Here is a 26,297-nt window from a genome sequence, read left to right as displayed (position 1 = left end):
GTCAGCCACGCGGTTCTTGCGGTGCCTGCGCGGGCTTGACGCGGACGGTCGGGGGTTCGCGGTACTCCTCGGGCGAGCGGTTGCCCTGTCCCGGGCGGCGGTTGGAAGCGCTACCGGGCGCGGGCAACTGTCCACTCTTGGAACCGGTCGCGGGGGCACCGTTGGCCGGGCGGCCGTTGGGCGTGCTCTTGGTGCCGGGCTCCACTTGGGCCGGGCGCAGCATCTGGGTCCGCTCGGACGCGGACGACCCCAACGTCTGCGGGGTGCGCGTCACGGGCGGCAGGTTCGGGCGCGGCGGCTCGGGCTCGCGGCGGGCCGGTCGGGCGGGCTCGGCGCGGTCGTCCTCGGGGTCCAGCTCGTCGTCGTAGCCGTCGAGCTCGTCCTCGTCCGGGTTGTCCTTCAGGCGCTTGCGCTCCCGGCGGGTCTCCAGGAAGTAGACGACGGTGAGGCTCGCGGCCAGGCCGAGCACCAGGGCCACCGCGGCACCGCGCAGCTTGCCGCCGCGCAGGGGCTCCGGCTTGGTCGGCGGGACGACGTCGTCGACGCCGATGAACGTGCTCGGCGGCGCGTTGAGCGCCTGCTGCCGCTTGGCCAGCTCCGCCTTCACCCGGTCGAGGACCTTCACCGCGAGTTCGCGGGCACCCGGCTCGGACGCGCTCTCGGTCTTGACCGTGATGAACGGGCCGCCGTCGCCGCCACCGGTCAGCACGAACTTGTGGTCCGGGGAGTCACCGCCGAGCGACTTGACCACCTCGGGGGTGTTGATGCTCTGGATCACGATGGCGGCCGAGATGGTCAGGCTGGTCTCGAATGCCAACAGCGGGTTCGTCTGCCCGGGCACCTTGTCGGTGACGCTCGTCGCCCCGCCTGCGGGCGAGGTGAGGACCATCGTGCCGACCGACTCGTAATGCAGCGGGATCGCCACGTAGGCGCCCCCGGCGGCGCCGACGGTCACGGCGAACACCGGGAGCGCGATGTACCACCGCTTCAACATCAGCAGCAGTGTCTTGAAGAAATCCATCATCTGCGCCCCAACACACGACGTGACACGAGCTACCGGTCCGGTCGCCTACTTGTAGGTTCATCGCTATGCGAAGAAAGTCGTTACTCCAGGTGATGCTACGCGCGCACCTGCTCCGCTGAACGGTCTAAGCGACCGATCTACCGGTTCAGGTTCACCTCGTACCTCCACACCCGGTAGGACGTACCGTCTGCCACCGGGGTTGTAAGCAACAGGTCTTTATCGCAGACGACTATGTCTACCTTCGTCCCGCCACCCTGTTGCGGCTCGGTGAACCGAACGCAACCCGGGTTGTTCTCGTCCGGTGTGCCCGGATCGTTGTCCCCACGCGCGTAGAGGGCGACCCCCCGCGTGGCGAGGAAGTGGTGCACGGTGCCGTTCTTGAGGGCGTCGAGGTACTCCGCCGAGTTGACCAGCCCTTCCAAGTGGACCACCGGTCGGTGCAGGTGGTAGCCCACGCTGCCCGCGCGGTCGCCCATCGCGATGGGCTCCCCGGCAGGCGCGAGCGCGTCGATCTGCGCGGCGACGGCGGGTCCGGCCTCGATGAACGCCGAGCGGGCCACACCGCCCTTGCCGGAGCGGACCGCGTTGGCACCGACCGCGGCGACGACCACGAGCACCAGGGCGAGCGCGGCGACCTTGCGCGCGGGCACCCACTTCGCCCATTTGTCCACAACGGCCGGTCCGGCGAGCGCGACGGCGAGTGGCGCGGAGGAGAAGTACCAGGGCCACAGCTGCCAAGAGGAGGTAAACGCGTAGTAACCGACCGTGAGTACACCGCCTGCGAGGACGACGGCGCCGAACCGGGCCGCGAGCCCGATCCCGCCGGTCGCCCTGGCCACCAGCGCGCCGATGACGACGGCCAGCCCGATCGCGTCGAGGTAGGTCGACTGGCCGAAGAGGACCGGCGAGGTGAGGAACTGCCCGATCGTGTCGGTGTTGAACCCGCTGCTGCCGATCGCCTTGGCCTGCCCGGACACCGGCAGCGGCGTGTGGAACAGCGCCTGGTTGACCACCAGGTAGGCCACCAGGGCGGCGGCGGGCACGGCGGCCATCGACAGGCCCAGCCGCAGCCAGGGCTTGCCCGCGCGGTTCCAGGAGACGACGGCCACGACAGCCAGCACGGCCATCGGGAAGACGGTGTCGAGCCGGGCCAGGACCGCGATGGCCACCAGGACGCCCACCTTGCGGGCGGCGGCCGGGCCGAAGTCGGCCGCGGTGAAGCCGTCGGTGCGCAGGTAGGTCGCGGCGAGCCAGAGCAGGGCCAACAGCAGCAGGCCCGTCTCCATGCCCGAGTACCAGAACGAGGGACCCGCGGCGCCGACCACCAGGAGCGGGGCCGCGCAGAGCGTGACCACGACCGGACGGCCGGTGATCACCCCGATTCGGTCGATCTGCCGTCCGGAGGCAATCGCCAGCACCGATGAGACCAGCGTCACAGCAACCAACGCGGCCTTACCGTTCGTGATCGAAAACACCGGTACGAGGATCAACAGCCACAGAGGGTGATATCCGTTGGTCGGGTCGAGCCCGTTGAAGGTCGAACCGTCGCCCGCGGCGATATGTCCGGCTACGCCGAAGTAGTAGAAGGCGTCGTCGTCGAACAGGCCCACCGCGGTCGAGTACGGGGTGACCGCGACCACCGCGATCCGGATGACGGCGAGTACGCAGGCCACCGCCGTGGCGGTGAGCCACACGGGCGATCGCGTGCTGGCCCCTGGCCCGGCCGCGGGCCGGTCCGGGGCGGGTGTCGGTCGGGCGCTCGTGCGCATCCCAGCTCCCGGCTGCCTGGTGGGGGGTGAGCAGATGTGCTCGGTGCAGGCATCGCGTGCCGGGCGGAATCGTTACGCAGCGTCGCCTCGCTCGGATGAGTGACGGATCCCACGCTTGGTAATCAAGAGCCGCCCGGCTTCGTGACTCCATTGTGATCTGGCGGTGGATGTGCCTAGAGTTCCAGCGGCTCCGGGGCACGTTGTCCCGAGCTGAAACCCTTGTCCTGTAACGGGGGCGACTTGTTGCCAACCGGAAGGATCTCATGTCCGCTCGACATCACACGTCTGCGGAGTTAGGCAAGCGGCACGGTCTGAGACGGGCGCGTGACATCGCCCTGACGACCGGACTGGCCCTGGGGGCGCTGGTCCTGGCATCCGGGTGCAAGCCCGTGGCCGGGAAGCCCGCTCCGCCCGTACCGACCATCCCGACGAGTTCGACCATCCCGGCGCCGACCTCCGCGCCGACGTCGACCGAGACGCCGACGACCACGAGTGCTCCACCGTCCACCACGACGGTGTCGAGCGGCTCACCGACCGCCTCGTCGACCCTCAAGCCATCCACCCCCAAGCCGACGGCCCCGCAGCCGGGCACGCCACCGCCCAACGGCTCGGCGCCCCAGCCCGGCCAGGTCGGCTTCCGGGGTGACCGGGCGAAGCTCAAGGTCGTCGACGGCCCCGGCTCCGCCCCGCCCGGCACCACGTGGAACTCCGGCGCGCTGCGCTTCAGCGGCAACGTCACCCTGGAGAACGTCTACGTCAAGGGCGGCATCGAGTACAACGGCAAGGGCACGCTGACCATCAAGAACTCGGTCATCGAGGGCAACCACAACAGCTGGGCGCCCCTGCTGGGCAACAGCGGCCACATCAACGTGAGCGACACGACGATCACGTACAAGGACGACCAGTGGCCGGGCCCGCAGTGGGGCAACGGCGCCATCCACGGTGACGCCACGGTCACCGTCCAGCGCTGTGACATCTCGGGCACGCCCGACGGCATCCAGAACGGCCCCGGCAACAGCACCATCGAGCAGAACTACATCCACGACCTGCTCCGCGCCGGGACCTACCCGAACAACACCCACAACGACGGCATCCAGTCCTACGGCGGCCCGAACACGGTGATCCGGTTCAACCGAATCGACATCAGCGCGGACGGCAAGGCCTACGACGGAACCCACCAGAACGCCGCCGTGTTCATCATGGAGGGCGACGCGGGCCAGACCACCGGCCTCCAGATCGTCGGCAACTACCTCGCAGGCGGCGGCTACATCATGCGAGTAGGCGCCTCCGCCCGCGCCGCGGTCATCACGGACAACAAGTTCGGCACCACAGCAGGCGGCTGGGGCGAGACCTTCGTCGACAAGGGCGCCACCATCGCCGCCTGGTCGAACAACGTCAGCTCGTCGAACAAGCAGATCAACAAGCCCAGCTGAGTCCAGGGCTCCCCGAAAGCCGCCGTCACTTTCCCCCGGGTGACGGCGGCTTTCTGCTGTGCCTACCTCTGCCACGTCCCGTGGGCGTACGTGTCAGCCGGGGACGACCTCCGGACTGCGTTTCACGCGCCCGCGAGGCGGGCGAGGTCCACCAGCCTTTCGTACCCGTCCAGCCCGGCGAAGGCCTTCCCCTCCCAGCTCGCGGCCGTGAACAGGACATGCCGCTGTCTGACGCCCCGGTAGAGCGACTTCGTTTCCAGGTGGGCCACGACCGCGTCCTTGGCGCGAGACTCCGGCCAGGCCCTGGCGAGCGCGAGCATCTTCGGGATGACGACATCGCCGTCCTCCACCAGGTAGCTGCCAGTCGTGGGCAACCGCTGGTCGAGCAGGTCGATGCCGTCGCGGAACGCGACGTGGGCCAGGGTGGCGGCACTGAAGTCGTTGCGCTCGAAGCGGTTGGTCGTTCGACCGATGAGGCGTGCGTCCATCGGCGGGACGGCCGCGGTGAAGTTGACCTCGCTGATCCGCCCGGTGAACACGCAGTCGATGAACTCGACCGAGTCGCAGAGCCACTTGACCAAGCGACTGCCGCGGAACGTGCACCGCTCGAAGCGGGCCACCCCAGGCGACGGGGCGCTGATGTGAGCGCCGTCGAACGAGCAGTCCACGTACTCGGTGACCTCGATCCCCGACCCGAAGCAGGCGCGACGGATTCTGGTGTTGTCGAAAGCGCACCGGTCGAACCGTGCCGACATCGCGTCGAAGTGGTCCACATCGAGGCCTGCGAAGGACTCCTGCACGTGGAGTCCTTGCAAGTCCAGGGTCTTCGCTGATGACACGGGTTCGACTCTCAATTCATCGCTTTGTGTGGCCTTGCCGGCCGAAACTGCTAAGCCACCGGTCCCGGCGAAGAAGCGGCTGCGACCAATTCCCGTGGTTGCCCCGAGCCATCCGCGGCCGATTCGTAAATCGTGGGAGCGCCGCCCTGCTGGACCTTCGCGTAAGCCAAAGTGGTCGGGTTCAGCCAAGCAGCCTGGTCGTCCACCCCATCGGACCCGGGCAGTTGCGTCTCCTTGCCCGACGCCAGGTCGAGCACGAACAACTGCCAAGTCCCCAGCCGTCCGCCGCGCTTCTTGTACGCGACCCGGGTCTGGTCCGGGGACAGCGACGGGCATTCGGCGGACTGGCGGACGGTCACCATCGACCGCGCCTTGAGATCGCCCTTGATCAGCCAGGTGGTGTTGCTCGACCCCAGGGTCGCGTAGAACGTGTTGTCGTCCGAGGCCACTGTGACGCCCCAGTAGTTCTCGTTGACGCGCTTGTCCGGCACGCCCTCGATCGTCATCGAGAAGGCCTCCAGCGACTCCACCAGTTCGCCAGAGCGCAGGTCCAGCACCCCAGTACGGGTCGAGAACCCGCCCGGCGCCAGGTAGGAGTCACCGGTCACGAACACGGTCCACGACACGATCTTGCCGGACGCCGACACCCGCGCGCGCGAAGGCGTACCAGGCAGTGGCACCGTCCGGACCTCCTTGCCGTCGACGTACACCGCGGCCTCGTACGCGCCAGGTAGGCCCATCCGCAGGCAGACGGTCGTACCAGCGGCCGTGTACACGCGTAGACACTTCAGGGACCCTGGCGTCCTCTTGCCGGAAGCGTCCAATGTCGACACTAGGTTCTGGCCCCCGCCGTTGTCGACGAAGGTCAGGCCGCTGGCCACCGCGGCCCCGGGCTGCGTCGCCGCTGCCTGTTGGTCGCGCACCGTCGCCACCACGTAGACCACCCCGAGGGCGATCACCACGACCATCGCGGTTACCCCGACCACGATCCGGTTCCGTACGAACCAGTCCTTCACCGCGAGACCTCCGGGCGGATGAGCAGGAACACGCCGACCAGTGCGATCGTCATCGTGCTGATCGAGATGAGCACCGCCGTGCTGAAGGCGAAGCTCGTGAGGAACAGACCGAAGCACACCGACGAGGCGAACCGCGCGAGGGCCTGGCCGGTCTGCACGATCGACAGGCCGCTCGCCCGCAGGTGCTCGGGCACCAGGGTCGCCCCGTGCGCCATCAGCACGCCGTCGGTGGCGGCGTAGAACAGCCCGTGCAGCGCGACCGTGACCAGCACCAGCGGCACCCCGGAGATCGGCCCGAGCAGCAGCAGGTACACCGCGAGCAGCAGCACGTGCCCGGCGAAGAACATCCGCCAGCGCCCGGCCCGGTCGGCCAGCTTGCCCAGCGGGGTCGCGGCCAGCAGGAAGGTCAGCGCGGTGCCGACCGGCATCAGCGCCAGCCAGGTCGGCGACACCCCGGACACCCGCTGGAGCACCACGAACACGAACGCGTCGGAGATCGTCGCCAGGCCGAGCAGCCCGGCGGCGATGGTGGTCCGGCGCATGCCCTTGTTGCGCAGCAGTTCCGCGGTGGCACGCAGGGTGACCACCTTGCCGGGGACGCGCTCGAGCTTGGGCTGGCGGACGAAGAAGATGAGCACGATCACACCGAGCGCGGCGAAGCAGAAGCTGATCATGAAGATCGGGTCCGGCCTGGTGGTCACCCAGCTCAGCAGCGCGAAGGTCGCGAGTGGACCGAGCAGCGCGCCGACGGTGTCCATCGTGCGGTGCACGCCGAACGCCTCGCCGAGCCGTTCCTTGGGTGTAACCAGGGAGATCAGCGCGTCGCGGGGGGCGGTGCGCAGGCCCTTGCCCGCCCGGTCGACCGCCAGCACGCCGCCGAGGCCGACCGAGGACGCGCCGATCGCCGGGAACGCCAGCTTGGTGACCGCCGACATGCCGTACCCGACGACCGCGACCGCCTTGTGCCGGTGCACCCGGTCGGAGACGTGCCCGCCGACCAGCCGCAGCACCGCGGTCGCGCCGGTGTAGATGCCGTCGAGCAGGCCGAGCTGCAGGTAGCTCATCTGCAAGTTGAAGATCACGTAGATCGGCAGGAACGCCGTCACCATCTCCGAGGAGATGTCTGTGAGCAGGCTCACCGTGCCCAGCAGCACCACCGTGGTCGGCACCCGGCTCGGCCTGACTCCACCGTCCGACGGCGACACCTTGGTCTGCCTGGTCGACGCAACGTACACCCGAACACCTCCGCAGCTAGACCGCTTCGCCGCGGCGCCTCGACCCGCGTATCGGAAAACGACCACGGTGTGTAACAAGGTGCCGAACTGGACCGAATCTTTGGTGGGTAGTCGCGCGGTCAACTCGCACCGCCGGTAACCGATATACCCGATCGAGCGAACTCAGCTGTAGTGGTCCATCCCAGGAAGAGGTCCCCGTGAGCCGTCAGAGGGCCCCGCACGTCCTGATCATCGTGCAGAACCTGCCCGTCCCGCTAGACCGGCGGGTGTGGTTGGAGTGCAAGGCGCTCAGAGCCGCGGGCTACGAGGTGTCGGTCATCTGCCCGAAGGGGCCGGGTGACCCGGCGTACGCCGTGCTCGATGGCGTCCACCTCTACAAGTACGCCCCGCCCAAGCAGGCCGACGGCGTCGCCGGGTACGCATGGGAGTTCGTCTACTGCTGGCTGCGCACCGCGGCGCTGAGCCTCAAGGTCCGCCGCCGCGCCCGCTTCCACGTGATGCAGGCGTGCAACCCGCCGGACACGTACTGGGCGCTCGCGCTGCCGTGGAAGCTCGATGGGGTGAAGTTCGTCTTCGACCACCACGACCTCAACCCCGAGGTGTTCCGGTCGCGCTTCGGCGAGCCGACCAAGCTCGCGGGCAAGGTCCAGCTCGCCGTCCTCAAGTGGTTGGAGCGCCGGACTTTCCGCACGGCCGACCGGGTTATCTCCACCAACACGTCCTACCAGGACATCGCGGTCAACCGCGGCGGGGTGAAGCGCGAGCACACCACCGTCGTGCGCTCCGGCCCCGACACGTCCGTCATGCGGCCCGTGTACGCCGACCAGGACCTCCGCCGCGGCGGCAAGCACCTGGTCGCCTACCTGGGCATCATGGGCCCGCAGGACGGCGTCGACGGCGTGCTGCTCGCCGCCGACCGGATCGTGCACCACCACGGCCGCCGCGACTTCCGCTTCGTGCTGCTCGGCTTCGGCGACTGCCTCGACGAGCTCAAGCAGCAGAGCACCGACCTCGGCCTCGACGACTACGTCGAGTTCACCGGCCGGGTCGGGCCGGAGAAGATCGCCGGCTACCTGTCCGCGGCGTCGGTCGGCCTCTCGCCGGACCCGCGCAGCCCGCTCAACGACGTGTCCACGATGAACAAGACCATGGAGTACATGGCGTACGCCCTACCGGTCGTCGCCTACCGCCTGACCGAGACGGTCGTCTCCGGCGGCGACTGCGCGGTCTACGTCGAGCCGGGCGACAGCGACGGCCTCGCCGACGCGGTGCTCGAACTGGCCGACGACCCCGAGCGCCGGGCCGAGCTGGGCAGCGCGGGTCGCCGCCGGGCCGAGCAGGTGCTGGACTGGCGCCCGCAGGCGCAGGCCTACGTCGGGGTGTATGACGAACTTCTCGGCTTCCCGTCGGCGGGACCCTTCCCGGACGGCTGGCCGAGCGTGGACCGCAGGTCCGGGATCACCACCGACGAGCTGCGCGACCAGTGGGGCAACCAGCTCGTCGACCTGCGGGACGACGCGGCGTTGCGCGAGTTCGCCGCGACTCGCATCATCGCGACCGAGCCGGTCCGCGGCCAGAGCTGACTGCGCACCAGCGCAGGGGAGAGGTACTGATGTTCGTACGACGGATCGCCGTGATCGGCACCGGGTATGTGGGGCTGACCACGGGGGCCTGCCTGGCCTCCCTCGGCCACGACGTGGTGTGCGCCGACGTCGACGCCGACAAGGTCGCCCGGCTGACCCGCGGTGAGGTCGACATCCTGGAGCCCGGCCTCGCCGACCTGGTCGCCGAGGGCATCGCCGCCGGTCGGCTCACCTTCGTGCTCGGCGCGGCCTCGGCCGTGCGGCACGAGCCGGAGGTCATGTTCCTGTGCGTGCCCACCCCGATGGGCGTGGGCGGCGTGGCGGACCTGAGCATCGTCGAGTCGGTGATCGAGGAGGTCCGCGCGCTGCTGCCCGCGGACTGCGTGGTGGTCAACAAGTCCACCGTGCCGGTCGGGACCGCCGACCGCACCGAGGAGCTGCTCGACCGCACCGACGTGGCCGTGGTGTCGAACCCGGAGTTCCTGCGCGAGGGCAGCGCGGTCTTCGACTTCCTCAACCCGGACCGCATCGTGGTCGGCGGCAGCAAGCAGGACGCCGCCGAGCGCGTGGCCGCCCTGTACGCCAAGCTCGGCGCGCCGACGGTGCTGACCGACGCCCCCAGCGCCGAGCTGGTCAAGTACGCGGCCAACTGCTTCCTGGCGATGAAGCTGTCCTACGTCAACGCGGTGGCCGAGCTGTGCGACCGGCTCGGCGCGAACATCACCGACGTCACCGAGGGCATGGGCTACGACAAGCGCATCGGCCAGGCCTTCCTCCAGCCCGGCCCGGGCTGGGGCGGGTCGTGCCTGCCCAAGGACACCTCGGCGATGCTGCAGCTCGCGGACGCCGCCGACTTCGAGTTCCGGCTGATCAGGGCCACCATCGACACCAACACCCGCCAGCGCCAGCGGATGGTGGAGAAGGTCAGGCTCGCGGTCACCGGCAAGCGCAACGGCTCGCTCTCGCGCCGCAGGCTGGCCCTGTTCGGCCTGACGTTCAAGGCGGGCACCGACGACCTGCGCGACTCCCCGGCCCTGGCCGTGGCCGCGCTGCTCCGCCAGGCGGGTGCCGACCTGGTCGGCTACGACCCGGCGCTGCGCCCGGACACCCAGAACCCGGACCTGTCCTCGGTCACCGTGTCGGACGACCCGTACCAGGCGGCGAAGGACGCGGAGGCCGTCATCGTGCTGACCGAGTGGCCCGAGTTCCGCTCGCTGGACTGGCAGCGCCTGGCCGAGTCGGTCCGCAACCCGATCGTCGTGGACACCAGGAACCTGCTGGACCCGGCCGTGGCTCGCCGGGCGGGCTTCGAGTGGATCGGCCTGGGCAAGCCGTAGGCCTGCTGAGCACCGCTCTCCCTCTCCCGGACCGCCGAGACCTCCCCCCTCGGCGGTCCGGCCTTTTCGCGGTGTTCCTAGAAGGAGATGACCACGAGGGCCTGGTCGTCGTGCGGCTTCGGCCTGGGCCACTTCAGGCCCTCCGGGTCCTCCCGCTCCGCTTCCCGCACGACGTCCAGGACCGCCTGCGGGCCAGAGGCGGTGGCCAGGTCGAGCACCTGTTCCCACCCGAACAACCGGTAGTCGTCAACGCCGCACGACACTCCGTCGCTGGCCATGAGCACCGACCGCACGTCCTGCCGCGGCCACACCCGCCGCACCGCCCGGTGCGCCGCCGCGGGCACGGCCTCCGCCACCCAGTAACCACCCTCTTGGTTCCGCAAAGCCGAGGTCTTGCGAGCCGAGGCCCGTAGTGCGGCCACGTGGTCTGCCGAATAGCCGCCACCTCTACGTAACCGGTCGCGGTAGCTCCCACGCGGCACGTGCCGTAATCGCGTATCGGCTAAGACATCCGCCTCAGGGGCGAACGCCACAACCGGACTGTCAGCCAACACGAGTGCCTCGACCACCTCGTCGTCCCACCGGACAATCGCCACAGTGCTACACGGACTGTCCCCCGGCGTGAACCCATTCCCCCGCGCGACCGACCGAATGGCCCCCGCCAACAGGTCCCCCAGGTCCAACTCCGGCGCCGCCGCCATCCGCGCCACGACCTGGGCCCCGAGCTCCCCCGCGAACACACCCCCGCTGGGCAGGTCATCCCGCATCGAAGTGGCCCCGTCCAACAGCACCACCGCGTCCGGCATCACCAACACGACGTCCTCACTGGGCCGCCACTGGCCACCCAGCCCCACACCCGCCGCCTCCGCCACCGCGATCTCCGGCATACCCCCGATGCTCCCACCATCCTGATCACCTCGCCCAACACTCACCCCGAGATCAACACCTCCCACCCGCGCCAACCCTCCATTCGGTCCATCCCTCCCCTCACCCAACCTCCCAACCCCGCCCAGCGCCTCACCCCGACCGAACGAAACCCGCCCACCCGTCGCCACCCCTCGCCCCGGGCGCGCGGCAGCCACCTCAGCTCGATTCCCGGCGCTGCGTGCCCAAGCTGGCTGGCGGACATGCGGCATCCACGCCTCGCGGCCCCATCTCCGGGCGTCAACTGTGGTTGACAAATAGCCGCCGTCAACATAGGTTGACGGCATGGCTGAAGCGACACAGTTGGCCAGCGCGGCTGGTGATCGGGATCCCCGGGTGGGGCTCCGCGCGGTTGCCGCACTGCGGAAGCTGCTCGAGCAGTTGGAGGCGGTGCAGGTGCGCAGCGCGCGGCTCAATGGGTGGTCATGGCAGGAGATCGCGGCCGAGCTCGGTGTGAGCAAGCAGGCCGTGCACAAGAAGTACGGGAGGAATTAGATGTTCGAGCGGTTCACCACAGCGGCCAGGGTCATCGTGCGGGATGGGGTCTACCTCGCCGAGCAGGACGAGGCGGCGCGGATCGAGCCCGAGCACCTGCTGCTCGCGCTCCTCAAGCAGGACGGCAGCCGCGGCACCGACGTCCTCGCCCACCACGCCGTGACCACGGCCTCGGCCAAGGCGGCCATCGACGCCATCCGCAGGCGCGGCGGGTTGTCCGAGGCCGACACGGCCGCACTCGGCGAGTTCGGCATCGACGTCGAGGCGGTCGTCGCCGCGGTCGAGCAGACCCACGGAACGGGTGCGCTCAGCGGCACGCCCAAGCGTCCCCGGTCGATCGGCCCCCGGTGGCGGGTCCCGTTCTCGCGCGACGCCAAGCGCGTCCTGGAGTACAGCCTCCGCGAGGCCCTGGCCCGCGGCGACAAGTCCATCGGCGACGAGCACGTCCTCCTCGCCCTGCTCAAGGCAGGCGGGGTAGCCGCGGAAGCACTGACGTCCCTGGGGGTCACCCATGACAAGGTCAGCACTTACCTCAGCACCACCTGACCCGGTCGCAGCCCACCCCCAGCGGCAGGGGAGCGAGAGCCGGCGCGACAGACCTCACGTCGCGCTAGACCTCCAGTACCGACAGGACGTTGCCCGCCGGATCCGTGAACCACGCGATCGGTGGCCCGTACCCCCGCATGATCCCCCGCTCATCAGTGCTCTCGTACCGCTCGAACCGCACCCCCTTCCCCACCAGTTCGTCCACAGCGGACTCGATGTCGGCGACCGGGAAGTTCAGCACGGTGAACGTGGCGGGCGCGTGGTTCGGCTTCGGGTACACCAGCACCGTGCCGCCACCGCCGAGGTGCAGGGTCAGCATCCCGTTCTCCTCCGTGACGCGCAGGCCGAGCGTGCTGCCGTAGAACAGTTCCGCGGTCGGGATGTCGTCGACGGAGAAGCCGCTGAAGGCCTTGGTCTCGGTGAACATCGTGATCTCCTCGCCGGTTGTGGTGTGTCGAGTCCGAGTCTCCACGAGTTTTGTCAAGCCCGTGTTCTCCTGTCCACAGGCATGATCACGGCGTGATGGCGAGGAACAGGAACGCGCTGAACACGGTCAGGTGCACGGTGCCCTGCAGCAGCGTTGCTCGGCCGGTGACCAGCGTCAACATGCTCACCAGCAGGGTCACCACGAGCAGCACCAATTCCTTGGGCCCCAGGCCGAGCGTCAGCGGCCCGCTGAGCCAGAGCGACGCGACGGCGATCGCCGGGATGGTCAACCCGATGCTCGCCAACGCCGAACCAAGGGCCAGATTCAGGCTGACCTGAAGGCGGTTGCGCAATGCAGCCCGGACAGCGGCAACGGTCTCCGGTAGCAGTACCAGCAATGCGATGACCACTCCGACAAACGACACTGGCGCGCCGGCAGATTCCACTGCGGCTTCTAGCGTCGGCGACACCGTCTTAGCCAGGCCCACGACCGCCACAAGGCAGGCCAAGAGCAAAACCAGACTCGAAATCGCCGTGCGCGAGGAAGGCGCTTCCGCGTGGTCTTCCTCGGTCACGCTTGTCTTAGGCAGGAAGTAGTCCCTGTGCCGCACGGTCTGGATGAACACGAAGACCCCGTACAGCACCAACGACGCCACACCCGCGAACGCCAGCTGCGACCCCGAGTACGTGGGCCCTGCCGTGCTCAGGGTGAAGGTCGGCAGCACGAGGCTCAGCGTCACCATCGCCGTGATCACCGCCAGCGCGCCACCGGAGGCGTGCGCGCGGAACTCCTGCACCCGGTGCCGCAGCGAGCCGACCAGCAGCGCGAGACCCACGATCCCGTTGGTGGTGATCATGATCGCCGCGAACACCGTGTCCCGCGCCAGCGACGCCGCCTTCTCGCCGCCGGAGACCATCAGGGTCAGGATCAGCGCGACCTCGATCACCGTCACCGCGATGGCCAGGATGAGCGTGCCGAACGGCTCGCCGACCCGGTGCGCCACCACCTCGGCGTGGTGCACGGCGGCGGTGACGGCCACGCCCAAGCCGAGGCACACCAGGGTTATCAGCACCGGCCCGAGATCGCGGCCGTAGGAGAACAGGAGGATCAGGAGGGCGATCGGTGGAACGGCCAGACTCCAGCGCGGCAATGTGGGAGCGGTGGTCATACCGCTGACCCTAGTGTCCGATTTTGGCCTCGGCCTGCGGACGCCACGTCACCAGCGGGAGGAACGCCTGCGCGAGCGGCCCGATCGTGAGGCCGTAGAGCAGCGTGCCGACGCCGACAGTGCCACCGAGCAGCCACCCCGACGCGAGCACGATCACCTCGATACCGGTGCGCACCCATCGGATCGAGTAGCCGGTCTTACTGGCGATCCCGGTCATGAGCCCGTCGCGTGGCCCAGGTCCTAGGCGCACGCCGATGTAGGCGGCGGTAGCGAGCCCGTTGAGTGCAACGGCGACCACCATCAGCACGATGCGGGTGACCATGTTGCTCGGTGTTGGCGCCAACCACAGCGTGAGGTCAACCGAGCTCGACACGAGTAAGACGTTGGCGACAGTCCCCAGGCCGGGGCGTTGTCGGATGGGGATCCAGCACAGCAGGACCACGAGGCTCGCGAGCGCGGTGACCGTGCCGAAGCTCAACCCGGTGATCTTGTGCAGAGCCTCGTGCAGCACGTCCCACGGCGACAGCCCGAGCGCCGCCTCGATCTGCAGTCCGGTGCTGACGCCGTAGAGGACGAGACCCACGAACAGCTGCGGTAGACGTCTGCCGGGGCTGATGCGCACGGGGATGGGGGACAGGTTGGTGGGGGCCATGCGCCCATCGTTGCTGAAGATTGGCCTCTCATCGAGGGCCAATCTGCGATAATTGGCCCATGCTTCCCCCTGGAGGACGGGTCTCAGCTGCGAGATTGGTCCGCATGCTTGGCGAGTGGCGTGACCAAGGCAACAAGGCCGGATCTGCCGGTCTCGCTGCCGGGATCCGTTTACTGCTCTTCGACGGTCAGCTCGCGCCCGGCACGACCCTGCCCGCCGAGCGTGAACTCGCCGCCGCGCTCGGCGTCAGCCGGACCCTTGTCGCCTCCGCGTGGGACCAACTCCGGGAGGAAGACCTCATCGTCAGCAGGCGGGGCTCTGGGTCGCGCACAACGCTGCCTGCCGCCCCCGCCAACGCGCCCTTCCCTGAGCGTCTACAGCCTCTAGATCTGGCCACGGCCGCACCCGGCGCTCTACCCGGCGTGGGGCTCGCTGTTGACGCTGTGCGTGGGGCTTTCGCGTTGGAGCTATCTCGCCACGGCTATATGGGCTACGGCGTCGAGATCTTGCGCGAACGCCTGGCCGAGCGCTTCACCGCTCGTGGCCTCCCTACGACGCCAGATCAGATCTTGGTCACCAACGGCGCCCACCATGCCCTCGCGTTGGTCCTACGGGCCATGACGGTGCCGGGAGACCGCGTCCTGGTGGAGCAGCCGACCTACAACAACTCGCTTGAGGCGATCCGTTCGGCTCATGTCATGCCGGTTCCCGTGCCCATGCCGGAGCAGGGATGGGACCTAGAGGGCGTCGAGGTGGTCCTTCGGCAGGCCGCGCCTCGGTTGGCCTACCTCATCGTCGACTTCCAGAACCCCACCGGACGCAGGTTGGACGCCGAAGGCCGGGAGCGGTTGGCCGCGATCCTGCGCCGGGCGCGCACCTCCGCGGTGGTGGACGAGACCCTTGTCGAACTCGACCTCGACGGGGACCCCATGGACGGCCCTCCGCCCATGGGGTGCTTCGAGGCGGACCTGGTCATCACCGTCGGCTCGGCCAGCAAGTCGCACTGGGGCGGCCTGCGCCTGGGCTGGGTGCGGGCGTCCGAGGAGGTCATCGGACGGCTGGCGGCGTCGCGGCGGGCGTTCGACCTCGGGTCCCCGGTCTTCGAGCAGCTCGTGCTCGCGCACCTCTACGCCGACCCCGAGCCGATGCTGCGGGAGCGCCGAGCGGAGATGGCGGCCACCAGGTCGGTGCTGGTCGGCGCCTTGCGCGAGCACTGCCCGGACTGGTCCTTCGAGGTGCCGCGCGGCGGGCTCAGCCTCTGGTGCGAGCTGCCCGCGGCGATCGGGACCCGGATCGCCGTGGCGGCGCAATCGGTGGGGGTTCGCGTCGCGCCCGCGTCCCGGTTCAGCGTTCACGGTGGCCTCGAACGCAGGCTCCGGCTGCCGTACACGCTACCGGCGCCATCCCTGGTCGAGGCCGTGCGCAGACTGGCAGCAGTGGCCGCCCGTGTCACCGGATCGCCTGGAACGCTCGGTTCCGACGGTCTAATCCCGGTCGCCTAGCTGGCCTCGGTCGTGCCGAGGCGGTACAAAGCCAATGCGCTGGATGGTGTAGTTGTTTGGACCTTTCGCCACCACCCGCGGCTCGACCTCGGTAGCACCCCGGTGGTCGGCACAGCCCCGCGTTGTGCCGACCACCAGGGGTGGCCGAGGGGGGAGCCCCGGCGCCGCGGGGGCATCGCGGCGCCGGGGCCAGGTCCCGATCTGACCGGGCGCGGTCGGCAGATCGGGTTTGGGAATGGCTCTTGCGGCGGGTCGACCGCCTGGGGGATGACCGGTCGTGGGCAGACCAGTCCTGTGGGACCGACCGGGTCAGTCGGGTGAGGAGCTGAGCAGGCCGGTGACATCACCGGGGTCCTGCGTCACGCTCGCCGTCGCCACGCCGGTCGCGTAGGGCGGCTGAACTCGCGCACGATCGCCGAGAACGCCTAGCAGCGTCCTGCCGTGACCGCTGTTGTCGAACGTCGGTGACGCTGCCGACCCCGGAGCTGCCGGACACGCAGGCGCTGGTGGGGTAGGTGGCTTGGGCGTCTTCCCTGACTCTGCCTGCGGTCCATCAGCGGGTACCGGAGGCTTGGCAGGCGGTGCCGCCTGAGGTGGGGGCACCGCGCTGGGTCTATGCGCGACAACGGCGCGTGGCGCCTTGGTGGCGTGCTTGTGCGTCTTCGCGCTCTTACGTGCGGGCGCGACCTGTGGTTTGACAGGTTCGGTAGCCGCGACGGCTGGAGGGGCGGAGGGAGGTAGAACGACGGCCTCTACCACTAGTGGTGCGAGCACGACCGGGTTGGCGACCGCGCCTGCCAGGTCGGTCGGCTTGGCCGACGCAATCGCGATGGATGCCGCGCTACCGGACATGCTTATCGGGCGTGGCCTGGTGGAGGAGCTCGTGACGGCACCGGCGTGGGTGGACCCGACCTCGACCGAGAGCGGGTAGATCTCGACACCCGTGTCGGCCGCCGCGGTGCCCGCCAGGAGCACGGTCATCACCCACGCGGCCACCATCAGCCCACCGGTGATGGCGAGCCGGAGCAGCAGCCGAGGCCAGCGGAGTGACCGCGCCACGTGCATCACCGCCATCCCGGTTCCCATCGTCGAGCCGCCACCGACCGGTGTGACCAGGCCACTATCCAGTACCGGGTCGTCCTTCTGCACCCTAACCGCGTGTGTTCCACCCGGAAAGACGGTGCGCGGCGCCAGCTGTGCCGAACCCACCATCGCGTTGATCACCCACGGTGGATTCCACCGGACCGGGTGAACGTGGCGCCTCTTCCGTGCGGGTGCGCCGGTACGACGTCACGGTGTCCGTTGTGCACACCGACCGCGGCGCGCGGGCACTGTCCCGTCTGGCCGAACGCGAACACGATTTGGTCTTGCACGATCCGGATGGCCCGGGCGAATGCTTGCTCCGTCGGGGTCAACTCGTTGTCCCGCGCGCGTCCCTGCCCGCCGCCGTTCGGGCACTCGACCGCTGGATCGAGTCCGTCGACCCCAGCGAGCACGCGGTTGTGCGACTACGCGCGGGTGTCGACTGCGTCCAAGTGGCCGCTGACATGGCCGATCGCGTACCGGTATCGGTCAACCACGTCCACACGGTCCTGACAGGAGCACCTGTCCTGCACGGCACCGGAGCACAGGCGATTCCGGTAGACCTACCGGCGGAACCCCCACGACAGACGTGGGCGAAACAGGCGACTGTGCTCATCCTGGATAGCGGTATCGATCCCCATCCGTGGTTCGTCGGGCGCTCCTGGTTCGGCCAATGGGGTCTAGAGGTGCTTGATGGCGATGGTGACGGGATCGCCGATCGGCAGGCTGGTCACGGTACGTTCGTCGCGGGCGTCCTGCTGGGACACGCCCCTGGCGTGACGATTCGCCAGTACCCAGTCCTGTCGGCACATGGTCTAACCGATGACCGGACCGTGGCGACCACCTTGCGCAGAGCGCGCTACCTGGCGGCTGCCCGGGGAGAGCGCATAGACGTTCTGCTGATCAGCGCGGGTTGTCATACCGCTGATGATCGTTGTCCACCGGTCTTGGCCGAAGAACTCGCTTTCTGGCCCACTGTCGTGGCCGCAGCGGGCAACTCCAGCACAACGAGGCCCTTCTGGCCTGCCGCGTTGCCGTCAGTGACAGCGGTAGCCGCAACAGGTCCGGATGGCAGCATCGCGCCGTTCTCCAACTGCGGTGAGTGGGTCGATCGCACGGCACCTGGCGTCGACATCGTCAGTGCCCATGTGCGGCTTGTCGACGGCGAACGGGTCTACGGCGCCGCCAAGTGGAGCGGGACGTCGTTCGCCGCGCCCCAGGTCGCCGCCGAGTTGGCCTCGCTAGCGGCCGATCACGACGAACCCGAGCCCGGGGTGGGCGCCCGCCAGCGCGCTCGCGGTGTCGGCGCCTAGAGCGAGTCGCCTGTGCAGGTCGGTGACCAGTTCGGAGACCCTCTCGTCGGCGACGGGCAGCGTGCTTGCGACGATGGAGCGCGTGCCGTTGTCGAGGAACACCCTCGGCAAGTCGAGCGCGGACTCACAAGCCGACAGCACAACCCGCGCTGGTAGACGGCCTAGCCTGGCGATGTGATGGCCGAACAACGGCCCGTCTGCCAGCTCTAGTGCCGAGAACAGCGGTGCTCTCGGCTTATGTACGCAATGTGCGGCGATGTGCGCTGTGCCAGCCTCGGCCATAGCGGCGCGTACAGCGTCAACCGTGGCGTTGTTGCCGGTGAGGAGAACTCCGCCGTGCTCGCGGTGCAGCGCCCTGGCCTCAGTCTCCGCATGCTTGAGCCGCGGCCCCGCCACCCACAGGTGTCCCTCCGGGACCGGACCTTCAGCGTCTAGCCAGTGAGCGGCCGATGGGGCAGTCGTCACGGGGACATCCTGCAATGACGGCAGGGCTGACCAGGGTATTTGATGAAGATCCCGCGTCAGGATCACCACTGGACGATGAGGAAGATCGATCTTCGAGAAGATCTGCTCGTCCAGCGCTCGGAGTGCGTGGCCTGCCGCGACCTGTCCCTGATTCGTGGTCGCCACGAGTGTCAACGCGGCTCGGACCGCCGCTAGGTCTACCTGGCCGAGTTCGTGCGTTGTGAACCGGCCGCCGATGATGGCAACAGCAGATGTAAGTCCGTTGTGGATGTAGAAGCTCAGCAGGGAGTTGTCGCCAAGGGCCTCGACTACCTCTGTTGCGGTTGGCAGGCGATCGGTGTTGTCCAACGCTGCCCGTTCACGCTCGATCCACGCGAATACCGCTCGCGGACTAGTGACGGCAGAGCGACCTGTCTGCGCTAGCTCTACCGACCTCGGATTGGATCTGAGTCCCGCTCGGCATGCGGCTAGTACAGCGCCTCTTGTCTCAGCCAATTGCGCCTGTGCCAGCCAGCCCAGTGCGCGGAGTTGTGGATGCCGCGAGAATCGCTCGAGCGCGACGAGTTCCGGCTTGGCCGCTGCCAACCGCAGGCGAGCCGCGACCGCCGGGTCGCACATCTCAGCGATCGCGTCGATGTCGACCGCCTCGCCCACCGCGATGCGCGCATGCGCGTCGAGTGCGCTCGCCTCAGGCAGGTCGATCATGCTCGCCGCGGTCCGAGCGGCTGCCGGATTCCCTGCTCGCAGGCAGCACCAACCGTAGGTGAGCATCGCGTCGGCGTACGCGGGACCGCGCCCTGCTGCGCCCAGCAGCCTGCCTGCTCGTGTTAGGGCTACCCCTGCCTCTCGCAGTAAGCCGCAATCCAGCAGAGCCTTCGCACGGTCGACAAGTACCTCAGGCCTTCGGGTTTCATCTATGGCCGCTGCGTCATAGAGCTCCAACGCTCGTGGCAGGTCGCCTGCCTCTGCTGCGGCAAAGCCCTGGTTGTGTTTACAGGTCGCTGCACGCTCAAGCTCGCCGAGTCCTCTATAGATCTCGTAGGCACGTTCGAGTGCCTCATCAGCCATCGTGAACTTGCGGAGGAAGATGGCTGACACGCCCAACCCGACGAGCGCGTTCGCCTGCCATCGGAGGTCCAACTCGGGGTCAGCGATCGCGGCTTCTAGCACCGGTATCGCCGCCGCATGGTTGCCGTCGTGGCACAAGAGAAGCCCGCGAAGGCAGTCCGCACGCAGGTCGCGAACGTCGAGGACGAGCTGCGCGCTCCTGGCTCGGTCGCCGAGCTGATGACACACCCACGCCAAGGTCAGCCGTGACTCGTCGCGTTCGTCGTCAGTGCCAGCGGCGGAGACGGCCGCTTCGGCTACGCGTCGTGCCTCTCGCGTCTTACCGTTCTCGTGCAGGGCTACAGCCGAGGTCTGGAGTGCCCTCCAAGTCACCTCAGCCATGGCGAGACGAGGGCCGTGGCGTTCGAGCGGTGCAAGACGAGACGAACCCTGCCCTCGGGCAGGTCTGCCGAGAAGGTGCCGATCGGGTCGGGGTGCAGCAGCGTCGAACCGTCGCGGGAGTGCAGCTCGACGTGCGAGACGCCCAGGTCGTGGTCGACGAGGCCAGTGATCCGGGCGCCCAGTTCGACGACCACGCCGTCGCCCCGCCACACCTCGCCGCTGCCGCGCACCAGCACGCGCTCGGCGGCGAACAGCTCCAACTCGGCCCAGTCGATTCCCAGCAGCGCGCCGGCGGCGACGGCAGCGTCGCGTACCCGCGCGGGCATCGGGTCCAAGCGGTCCAGCAGCGCGCGCAGCTCAGCCAGCAGGTCGTCGTCGCTGCTCACCCGGCCACCTCCTCGGGCATCCCGATGATCGCCAGCTTGCGGCGCAAGATGTCCAGGCAGCGGGCGCGGGTCGTGCTCACACTCGTCCCGGCAACCCCAACGGCCTTGGCCAACTGCGCGTAGCTGAGTTCAGGGGCGAACGCCATTAGCCCTAGCAGGCTGCGGCAGCGTTGACTGAGTTGTTCGAATGCACGCCACAAGAAGTCGTCGCGATCAGAGCGCAGAACAGCGGCCTCGGGCCCGTAGTCGTCTTGTCGAACTATCCATTCGACTTGGTCCGTGCTGATTTCCCGCGTGCGCGACCCGAGTACCCGCAGGCATTCGCGTCGCGCCGTGGTCGCCAGCCACGATCCCAACCGCTCCGGGGTGCGGATGGTTCCTGCCTTCTCGGCAAGGATGATCCACGTGTTCTGGCTGACGTCCGCCGCGTCGGCCGGGGTCAACCGGTGCGCCCTGGCGACTTGCCACACCAGCGGTGCGTAGCGGCCGACGAGTTCCCGCCACGCGGCCTGCTCCCCGGCCAGCGCGTCGCGCAGCAAGTCTGTAGTGGACAGTGCATCCACGCTGCTCTCCCTCCTGAAGTGAGCCGTTCGCCGCTTCAGACGGGGAGTCCCTCGTGATCGCTCCCGCAGACCCTCGAAGGTGTGAAACGCACAGGTAGCGCTAACCGTGAGGGTTTGCGCTACCTGTGATTAATCGCGCGTCCGCCGATTCGCCTCGGCCTCAGGAAAAGGCGACTGCCACCCCATCGAGTGATGACGTGCCCGCCCGTCCCGTGGCTTCCTGGTATCAGCGGCAGAAAGGAAAGGTGATGCCCTATCAACGAAGACGGTGCAATCGGGAGATCGCCTCGTCGAGCACCTCGTCGCGCTTGCAGAAGGCGAACCGGACGATGTGGCGCCAACGGTCCGGGTTGTCGGTGAACACCTGCACCGGCACGGCGGCGACGCCGATCTTGTCGGGCAGGGCGCGGCAGAACTCCAGACCATCGGTGAACCCGAGCGGGCGGACGTCCGCGCACACGAAGTAGGTGCCTTCGGCGGCGCGCACGCCGAAGCCCGCTTCGGCGAGACCGGCCGAGAGCCGGGTGCGCTTGTCCGCCAGCGACGCCCGCAGGTCGGCGACCCAGGCCGATTCCGACCGCAGGGCGTGGGCCACCGCGGGCTGGAACGGCGCACCCCCGACGAAGGTGAGGAACTGCTTGGCCGCGCGCACCGCCGCCACCAACTCGGCGGGGCCGCACACCCACCCGATCTTCCAGCCGGTGCAGTTGAAGCTCTTGCCCGCGCTGGAGATCGTCAGGGTCCGCTCGGCCATCCCGGGCAGCGACCCCAGTGGGACGTGCTCGCGGTCGTCGAACAGCAGGTCCTCGTACACCTCGTCGGTGATCGCGAGCAGGTCGTGCTCCTGGCACACCTGCGCGATCGCGGTCAGCTCGGCTCGGGTCAGCACTGTGCCGGTCGGGTTGTGCGGGGTGTTGACCAGGATCGCCTTGGTCCTGGGGGTGACGGCGGCGCGCAGGGCGTCCACGTCGAGGCCGAACCGGCCGGACGGTTCCTCGACGAGCGCGACGACCCGGCGCTGCCCACCCGCGAGCGCGACCGAGGCCGCGTACGAGTCGTAGTAGGGCTCGAACAGGATCACCTCGTCGCCGCTGTCGATCAGGGCGAGCAGGGTGGCCGCGATGGCCTCGGTGGCGCCGACCGTGACCAGGATCTCGGTGTCCGGGTCGAAGCGGGTGCCGTACCGGGCGCGCTGCTCGGCGATGGCCGCGCGCAGCTCCGGGCGACCGGGGCCGGGCGGGTACTGGTTGATCCCGGTGGCGATGGCCTCCTGGGCCGCGGCCAGCATGCCTGCGGGGCCATCGGTGTCCGGGAAGCCCTGCCCGAGGTTGACCGCGCCCGCGCGCACGGCCAACGCGGTCATCTCCGCGAAGATCGTCGAGGTGAACGGCTGCAGGCGGGGCACGAGGCTGGTTCGGGGCACGGTAGGCAATCCTCACGGAGAATGGGGGTGTGGAGCAACTGGCACCGGTCCCCGGCGAGGTGGAGAAGCGGCTCGCGCTGCGTCGGATGAAGCTCGTCGCCCTCGCCTTCCTCGGCGCGGCGACGGCGGTCTTCCTGGTCGCGACCTTCTGGCAGGCGGCGGGCGCGCCCGGCTGGGTGGGCTACCTGAAGGCGGCGGGGGAGGCGGGAATGGTCGGCGCGCTGGCGGACTGGTTCGCCGTCACCGCGCTGTTCCGCAGGCCGCTGGGCCTGCCGATCCCGCACACCGCGATCATCCCGACCCGCAAGGACGCGCTCGGCGACAGCCTGGGCGAGTTCGTCGGCACCAACTTCCTGTCCGAGCAGGTCGTGCGCGAGCGGTTGCGCAGGATCGGGGTCGCGGCCCGGTTCGGGGAGTGGCTGGCCAAGCCGGACAACGCCGACCGGATCACCTCGGAACTGGCGACGGTGATGCGCGGGGCCGTCACCGTGCTGCGGGACGAGGACGTGCAGGCCGTGGTCGAGCAGGCCGTCGTGTCCCGCATCGTGGGCGTGCCGTGGGGGCCGCCACTGGGCAAGCTGCTGGAGGGGGCCTTCGCCGACGGGTCGCACCACAAGCTGGTCGACCTGATGTGCGACCGCGCCTACGACTGGGTCAAGGACAACCACGACCAGGTCATGAACGTGGTGTCCGACCGGGCGCCGTCGTGGTCGCCGAAGTTCTTCGACTCGCTGGTCGCCGACAAGGTCTACGGCGAGGTGCTGAACTTCGCCTGGGCGGTGAAGACCGACGTCAACCACCCGATGCGGCTCTCCCTGGACACCTTCCTGCGCGAGTTCGCTGGTGACCTGCAGCACGACCCCAAGGCCATGGCCCGCGCCGAGGCGGTCAAGCACCAGGTCCTCGACCACCCCCAGGTGCAGAACCTCATCGGCTCCACCTGGTCCACCGCCAAGAAGATGCTCCTCGACGCCGCCGAGGACCCGTCGAGCGAACTGCGGACCCGGGTCCGCTCGGGCCTGGTCTCGCTCGGCACCAAGCTGGCCACCGACGACGCCCTGCGCACCAAGGCCGACAGCTGGCTGGAAGGCGCCGCCGCCTACATCGTCCTCAACTACCGCGACGAGATCACCACCCTGATCACCGACACCGTCCAGCGCTGGGACGCCGAGGAGACCGCCCGCAAGGTGGAACTCCAGGTCGGCCGCGACCTGCAGTTCATCCGCATCAACGGCACCGTCGTCGGTGCACTGGCCGGTGTCCTGATCTACGCCATCGCCCAACTCATCGGCGGTTAGTCCACACCCCCCGAACCGGCCGGGCCCGGGCGGCGGGACGTGGCTCCACTGGTCACCGTCCCGCCGTCCGACCTGGGCGATCCGCGACAGCCACGCCCGCACGAGCTCCGGCGCTGATCTGCTCGCGGGCCTGCCGCGCCATCCACCTCCGTCTGGGTCGGTTCAGGCGAGTTTCGCGCGTTCGCGCCAGGTGCGGGCCTTCTCCCGGTTGCCGCAGACGCGCATCGAGCACCAGGTGCGCGAGCGGTTGCGGGACCGGTCGAAGAAGGCCCACCGGCAGTCGCCCGCTGGGCAGATCTTCACCCGGTCCCACTCGCCCAGCACGGCCAGGCGGGTGGCGGCTGCCAGTACCGCGCCGGTGGCCGTGGTGGCGACCAGGGTGGGGATCCCGGCGACCAGTTCGATGTGGACGGTCGCGGGTGGTGCGGGTGGTGCGGCACGGCAGCCGATCGCGGCGCGGAGGCCGTCCCGGGTGGCGCGGGTGTGCTGGTCGTCGGCGAGGGCGCGGGTGGCGAGCCACCCCTGCCAGCCGGCGGGGTCGTCCAGCACGTCGGTGTGCAGGTCGAGGTCGACGGTGTTCAGGAAGTCGAGGACCAGCGCCACATCGGCCGCGCTGCTGTCCTCAGCACTACTCACGACACCACTGTAAGCCGAATACTGGTTGCTCCGGTCGGGGTCGACTCACATACTCGCCTCGCTGGTCACGCCATCCCTGGAGGAATCCATGTCGACCGCCATTCCCCGGTTCTTCGCCGTCGTGCTCGACTGCGCGGACCCGGTCGCGCTGTCCGGCTTCTACGCCGACCTGCTCGACTGGCCCAGGGACGCCAAGCCCGCCGAGGACGACTCCTGGTCCACCATCGAGGGCGAGGGCGGCAGGCTCGACTTCCAGCGGATCGACGACTACCAGCCGCCCACCTGGCCGCACCCCGAGCGCCAGCAGATGCTGCACCTGGACCTGCAGGTCGACGACCTCCAGGCGGGACACGACCGGGCCGTCGCGCTCGGGGCCGTGGTGCTGGACCAGTCGAGCACGTCGTTCTGGGTCTACGCGGACCCCGCCGGGCACCCGTTCTGCCTGCTCAGGAGCTAGCGAACGTCGCTATTCGTTGAGTGTATACACGTGCGGTAGAGTCGCTCCCATGTCAATCGGACACGCGTTGCTCGGCCTGCTGGAGACCGGCCCTCGGCACGGGTACGACCTCAAGCGCGTCTACGACGAGCGCTTCGGGCACGACCGGCCGTTGGCCTACGGCCAGGTCTACTCGACGCTGTCGCGGTTGCTGCGCAACGGACTCGTCGAGGAGAGCGGGGTTGAGGCAGGTGGGGGACCTGAACGCAAGCGGTATGCGATCACCGACGCCGGAGTCACCGACGTCTCGGAGTGGCTCGTGACCCCGGAGAGCCCGCAGATCTACCTGCAGAGCGCGCTCTACACCAAGGTGGTACTCGCGCTGATGTCCGACCGCGACGCCGAGGAGGTCCTCGACACGCAGCGGTCGGCGCACCTCACCGCGATGCGCGAGCTGACCGCCCGCAAGCGCGACGGCGACCTCACCGACCAGCTGATCTGCGACCACGCGCTGTTCCACCTCGAGGCGGACCTGCGCTGGCTGGAGTTGACCGCGGCCCGGCTGTCCGACCTGGCGAAGCAGGTGGCCGGGTGAGCGAGGTCCTGCTCAGTGGAACAGACCTGATCAAGTCGTTCGGCCCCACCGACGCGCTCGAGGGCGCCTCGATGCTGGTGCACGAGAACGAGATCGTCGCGATCCTCGGCCCGTCCGGCTCCGGCAAGTCCACGCTGCTGCACTGCCTCGCGGGCATCGTGGCGCCGGACAACGGCGTCGTCTCCTACCGGGGTCGCGACCTCGCCGCGATGACCGACAAGGAGCGCAGCGCGTTGCGGCGCACCGACTTCGGCTTCGTCTTCCAGTTCGGCCAGTTGGTCCCCGAGTTGTCGTGCCTGGAGAACGTCGCCCTCCCGTTGCGGCTCGGCGGCGCACGGCGCAAGGACGCCGAGGCCACCGCTCGGGAGTGGATGGACCGGATCGAGGTGGGCCACCTGACCGGCAAGCGGCCGGGCGAGATCTCGGGTGGGCAGGGCCAGCGGGTCGCGGTCGCCAGGGCGCTGGTGACCGGCCCGAAGGTGATCTTCGCTGACGAGCCGACCGGCGCGCTGGACTCGTTCAACGGCGAGCAGGTGATCCGGCTGCTGGTGGACACCGCGCGCGACACGGGCGCCTCGATCGTGCTGGTGACGCACGAGGCCAGGGTGGCCGCCTACTCCGACCGCGAGGTCGTCGTCCGCGACGGCAAGACACGCCAGGTCGCGTTAGCCCACTAGGTCGGGACGGGGAGCACCGGAGG

General features: G+C 69.1%; 26 protein-coding genes. 11 read left to right on the top strand and 15 right to left on the bottom strand.

Annotated elements, in window-relative coordinates:
• Position 1 precedes the first annotated feature (1 nt).
• Together BMY07_RS21200 and BMY07_RS21195 are read right to left on the bottom strand one after the other, a co-directional pair.
• Positions 2-994, bottom strand: coding sequence for a YveK family protein (locus tag BMY07_RS21200; RefSeq protein WP_143073580.1), 993 nt, complete (start codon positions 992-994; stop codon positions 2-4).
• A gap of 167 nt (positions 995-1,161) precedes the next feature.
• The gene (locus BMY07_RS21195; protein WP_143073579.1) at positions 1,162-2,793 is read right to left on the bottom strand and encodes a hypothetical protein; all 1,632 of its coding nucleotides are present in this window, start codon (positions 2,791-2,793) and stop codon (positions 1,162-1,164) included.
• Positions 2,794-3,056: 263 nt separating this feature from the next.
• Here BMY07_RS21195 and BMY07_RS21185 point away from each other — a divergent pair, with 263 nt between their 5' ends.
• Positions 3,057-4,226, top strand: coding sequence for a right-handed parallel beta-helix repeat-containing protein (locus tag BMY07_RS21185; RefSeq protein WP_143073578.1), 1,170 nt, complete (start codon positions 3,057-3,059; stop codon positions 4,224-4,226).
• A gap of 122 nt (positions 4,227-4,348) precedes the next feature.
• On the opposite strand, the gene BMY07_RS21180 is transcribed toward BMY07_RS21185, so the two are convergent.
• From BMY07_RS21180 to BMY07_RS21170, 3 genes are read right to left on the bottom strand one after another with little or no spacing between them, the layout of a single operon-like run.
• Positions 4,349-5,065, bottom strand: a complete 717-nt coding sequence (locus BMY07_RS21180; protein WP_143073577.1) for a hypothetical protein — start codon at positions 5,063-5,065, stop codon at positions 4,349-4,351.
• 50 nt (positions 5,066-5,115) lie between these two features.
• Positions 5,116-6,081 (bottom strand): TolB family protein, encoded by a 966-nt coding sequence (locus BMY07_RS21175; protein ID WP_092781385.1) that lies wholly within the window; start codon positions 6,079-6,081, stop codon positions 5,116-5,118.
• Positions 6,078-7,316 carry an MFS transporter gene (locus BMY07_RS21170; RefSeq protein ID WP_092781382.1) on the bottom strand — a complete coding sequence of 413 codons (1,239 nt, stop codon included), beginning with the start codon at positions 7,314-7,316 and terminating at the stop codon, positions 6,078-6,080. Before BMY07_RS21170 ends, BMY07_RS21175 begins: the two co-directional genes overlap by 4 nt.
• Before the next feature lie 197 nt (positions 7,317-7,513).
• On the opposite strand from BMY07_RS21170, the gene BMY07_RS21165 reads away from it, so the two are divergent.
• Complete coding sequence (locus BMY07_RS21165) at positions 7,514-8,899, top strand: glycosyltransferase family 4 protein (RefSeq protein ID WP_092781379.1); 1,386 nt, start codon at positions 7,514-7,516, stop codon at positions 8,897-8,899.
• Positions 8,900-8,928: 29 nt separating this feature from the next.
• Positions 8,929-10,236, top strand: a complete 1,308-nt coding sequence (locus BMY07_RS21160; RefSeq protein ID WP_092781376.1) for a UDP-glucose dehydrogenase family protein — start codon at positions 8,929-8,931, stop codon at positions 10,234-10,236.
• 77 nt (positions 10,237-10,313) lie between these two features.
• Here BMY07_RS21160 and BMY07_RS21155 read toward each other — a convergent pair whose 3' ends face one another.
• Entirely contained in the window at positions 10,314-11,123 is an 810-nt protein-coding gene (locus tag BMY07_RS21155; RefSeq protein ID WP_092781373.1) for a hypothetical protein, read from the bottom strand.
• Between the two features lie 322 nt (positions 11,124-11,445).
• On the opposite strand from BMY07_RS21155, the gene BMY07_RS21150 reads away from it, so the two are divergent.
• Positions 11,446-11,655 carry a sigma factor-like helix-turn-helix DNA-binding protein gene (locus tag BMY07_RS21150; RefSeq protein ID WP_092781370.1) on the top strand — a complete coding sequence of 70 codons (210 nt, stop codon included), beginning with the start codon at positions 11,446-11,448 and terminating at the stop codon, positions 11,653-11,655.
• The gene (locus BMY07_RS21145) at positions 11,656-12,201 is read left to right on the top strand and encodes a Clp protease N-terminal domain-containing protein (RefSeq protein ID WP_092781367.1); all 546 of its coding nucleotides are present in this window, start codon (positions 11,656-11,658) and stop codon (positions 12,199-12,201) included.
• A gap of 64 nt (positions 12,202-12,265) precedes the next feature.
• On the opposite strand, the gene BMY07_RS21140 is transcribed toward BMY07_RS21145, so the two are convergent.
• The 3 genes from BMY07_RS21140 to yczE form a co-directional block, all read right to left on the bottom strand.
• Positions 12,266-12,628 (bottom strand): VOC family protein, encoded by a 363-nt coding sequence (locus tag BMY07_RS21140; protein ID WP_092781364.1) that lies wholly within the window; start codon positions 12,626-12,628, stop codon positions 12,266-12,268.
• Positions 12,629-12,713: 85 nt separating this feature from the next.
• Positions 12,714-13,796 (bottom strand): calcium:cation antiporter, encoded by a 1,083-nt coding sequence (locus tag BMY07_RS21135; protein WP_092781361.1) that lies wholly within the window; start codon positions 13,794-13,796, stop codon positions 12,714-12,716.
• Between the two features lie 10 nt (positions 13,797-13,806).
• Entirely contained in the window at positions 13,807-14,448 is a 642-nt protein-coding gene (gene yczE / locus BMY07_RS21130; RefSeq protein ID WP_092781358.1) for a membrane protein YczE, read from the bottom strand.
• A gap of 59 nt (positions 14,449-14,507) precedes the next feature.
• Here yczE and yczR point away from each other — a divergent pair, with 59 nt between their 5' ends.
• Positions 14,508-15,950 carry a MocR-like transcription factor YczR gene (gene yczR, locus BMY07_RS21125; RefSeq protein ID WP_092781355.1) on the top strand — a complete coding sequence of 481 codons (1,443 nt, stop codon included), beginning with the start codon at positions 14,508-14,510 and terminating at the stop codon, positions 15,948-15,950.
• A gap of 309 nt (positions 15,951-16,259) precedes the next feature.
• On the opposite strand, the gene BMY07_RS33785 is transcribed toward yczR, so the two are convergent.
• Positions 16,260-17,099, bottom strand: a complete 840-nt coding sequence (locus BMY07_RS33785; RefSeq protein ID WP_143073576.1) for a hypothetical protein — start codon at positions 17,097-17,099, stop codon at positions 16,260-16,262.
• Positions 17,100-17,245: 146 nt separating this feature from the next.
• Here BMY07_RS33785 and BMY07_RS21120 point away from each other — a divergent pair, with 146 nt between their 5' ends.
• On the top strand, positions 17,246-18,346 hold the full coding sequence (locus BMY07_RS21120) for a S8 family peptidase (protein WP_143073575.1): 1,101 nt from the start codon (positions 17,246-17,248) through the stop codon (positions 18,344-18,346).
• Here BMY07_RS21120 and BMY07_RS21115 read toward each other — a convergent pair.
• The 4 genes from BMY07_RS21115 to BMY07_RS21100 form a co-directional block, all read right to left on the bottom strand.
• A complete protein-coding gene (locus BMY07_RS21115; protein ID WP_092781349.1) occupies positions 18,275-20,260 on the bottom strand; it encodes a CHAT domain-containing protein in 1,986 nt (661 codons plus the stop codon). The two genes, BMY07_RS21120 and BMY07_RS21115, sit on opposite strands and share 72 nt — an antisense overlap.
• Positions 20,248-20,646, bottom strand: coding sequence for a hypothetical protein (locus tag BMY07_RS21110; protein ID WP_092781346.1), 399 nt, complete (start codon positions 20,644-20,646; stop codon positions 20,248-20,250). The genes BMY07_RS21115 and BMY07_RS21110 overlap by 13 nt, the downstream gene beginning before the upstream one ends.
• Positions 20,643-21,209 (bottom strand): RNA polymerase sigma factor, encoded by a 567-nt coding sequence (locus BMY07_RS21105; RefSeq protein WP_245782547.1) that lies wholly within the window; start codon positions 21,207-21,209, stop codon positions 20,643-20,645. The genes BMY07_RS21110 and BMY07_RS21105 overlap by 4 nt, the downstream gene beginning before the upstream one ends.
• Positions 21,210-21,465: 256 nt before the next feature.
• Positions 21,466-22,632 carry a pyridoxal phosphate-dependent aminotransferase gene (locus tag BMY07_RS21100; protein WP_092781343.1) on the bottom strand — a complete coding sequence of 389 codons (1,167 nt, stop codon included), beginning with the start codon at positions 22,630-22,632 and terminating at the stop codon, positions 21,466-21,468.
• 86 nt (positions 22,633-22,718) lie between these two features.
• Here BMY07_RS21100 and BMY07_RS21095 point away from each other — a divergent pair, with 86 nt between their 5' ends.
• Positions 22,719-23,930, top strand: a complete 1,212-nt coding sequence (locus tag BMY07_RS21095) for a DUF445 domain-containing protein (RefSeq protein WP_092782216.1) — start codon at positions 22,719-22,721, stop codon at positions 23,928-23,930.
• Between the two features lie 162 nt (positions 23,931-24,092).
• Here the strand turns inward: BMY07_RS21095 and BMY07_RS21090 are convergent, their stop codons facing one another.
• Positions 24,093-24,566 (bottom strand): CGNR zinc finger domain-containing protein, encoded by a 474-nt coding sequence (locus tag BMY07_RS21090; protein ID WP_245782546.1) that lies wholly within the window; start codon positions 24,564-24,566, stop codon positions 24,093-24,095.
• Between the two features lie 88 nt (positions 24,567-24,654).
• On the opposite strand from BMY07_RS21090, the gene BMY07_RS21085 reads away from it, so the two are divergent.
• The 3 genes from BMY07_RS21085 to BMY07_RS21075 are packed head-to-tail and all read left to right on the top strand — an operon-like array spanning position 24,655 to position 26,274.
• Positions 24,655-25,023, top strand: coding sequence for a VOC family protein (locus BMY07_RS21085; protein WP_092781336.1), 369 nt, complete (start codon positions 24,655-24,657; stop codon positions 25,021-25,023).
• Between the two features lie 49 nt (positions 25,024-25,072).
• Positions 25,073-25,597: a PadR family transcriptional regulator gene (locus tag BMY07_RS21080; protein ID WP_092781333.1), complete on the top strand. Its 525-nt coding sequence runs from the start codon at positions 25,073-25,075 to the stop codon at positions 25,595-25,597.
• A complete protein-coding gene (locus tag BMY07_RS21075; RefSeq protein ID WP_092781330.1) occupies positions 25,594-26,274 on the top strand; it encodes an ABC transporter ATP-binding protein in 681 nt (226 codons plus the stop codon). Before BMY07_RS21080 ends, BMY07_RS21075 begins: the two co-directional genes overlap by 4 nt.
• The last annotated feature ends 23 nt before the right edge of the window (positions 26,275-26,297 follow it).

It is taken from the genome of Actinokineospora terrae, assembly GCF_900111175.1.
GTDB lineage: Bacteria > Actinomycetota > Actinomycetes > Mycobacteriales > Pseudonocardiaceae > Actinokineospora > Actinokineospora terrae.
Note: the sequence above shows the minus strand (reverse complement) of the source record. Positions and strands in the feature narration are given on the sequence as shown.

Coding starts and splice junctions, on each gene's coding strand:
- yczE (WP_092781358.1), bottom strand. CDS start 14,448: ATGGCCCCCACCAACCTGTCCCCCATCCCCGTGCGCATCAGCCCCGGC.
- BMY07_RS21085 (WP_092781336.1), top strand. CDS start 24,655: ATGTCGACCGCCATTCCCCGGTTCTTCGCCGTCGTGCTCGACTGCGCG.
- BMY07_RS21150 (WP_092781370.1), top strand. CDS start 11,446: ATGGCTGAAGCGACACAGTTGGCCAGCGCGGCTGGTGATCGGGATCCC.
- BMY07_RS21155 (WP_092781373.1), bottom strand. CDS start 11,123: ATGCCGGAGATCGCGGTGGCGGAGGCGGCGGGTGTGGGGCTGGGTGGC.
- BMY07_RS21140 (WP_092781364.1), bottom strand. CDS start 12,628: ATGTTCACCGAGACCAAGGCCTTCAGCGGCTTCTCCGTCGACGACATC.
- BMY07_RS21160 (WP_092781376.1), top strand. CDS start 8,929: ATGTTCGTACGACGGATCGCCGTGATCGGCACCGGGTATGTGGGGCTG.
- BMY07_RS21095 (WP_092782216.1), top strand. CDS start 22,719: ATGAAGCTCGTCGCCCTCGCCTTCCTCGGCGCGGCGACGGCGGTCTTC.
- yczR (WP_092781355.1), top strand. CDS start 14,508: ATGCTTCCCCCTGGAGGACGGGTCTCAGCTGCGAGATTGGTCCGCATG.
- BMY07_RS21145 (WP_092781367.1), top strand. CDS start 11,656: ATGTTCGAGCGGTTCACCACAGCGGCCAGGGTCATCGTGCGGGATGGG.
- BMY07_RS21115 (WP_092781349.1), bottom strand. CDS start 20,260: ATGGCTGAGGTGACTTGGAGGGCACTCCAGACCTCGGCTGTAGCCCTG.
- BMY07_RS21135 (WP_092781361.1), bottom strand. CDS start 13,796: ATGACCACCGCTCCCACATTGCCGCGCTGGAGTCTGGCCGTTCCACCG.
- BMY07_RS21080 (WP_092781333.1), top strand. CDS start 25,073: ATGTCAATCGGACACGCGTTGCTCGGCCTGCTGGAGACCGGCCCTCGG.
- BMY07_RS21195 (WP_143073579.1), bottom strand. CDS start 2,793: ATGCGCACGAGCGCCCGACCGACACCCGCCCCGGACCGGCCCGCGGCC.
- BMY07_RS21200 (WP_143073580.1), bottom strand. CDS start 994: ATGTTGAAGCGGTGGTACATCGCGCTCCCGGTGTTCGCCGTGACCGTC.
- BMY07_RS21185 (WP_143073578.1), top strand. CDS start 3,057: ATGTCCGCTCGACATCACACGTCTGCGGAGTTAGGCAAGCGGCACGGT.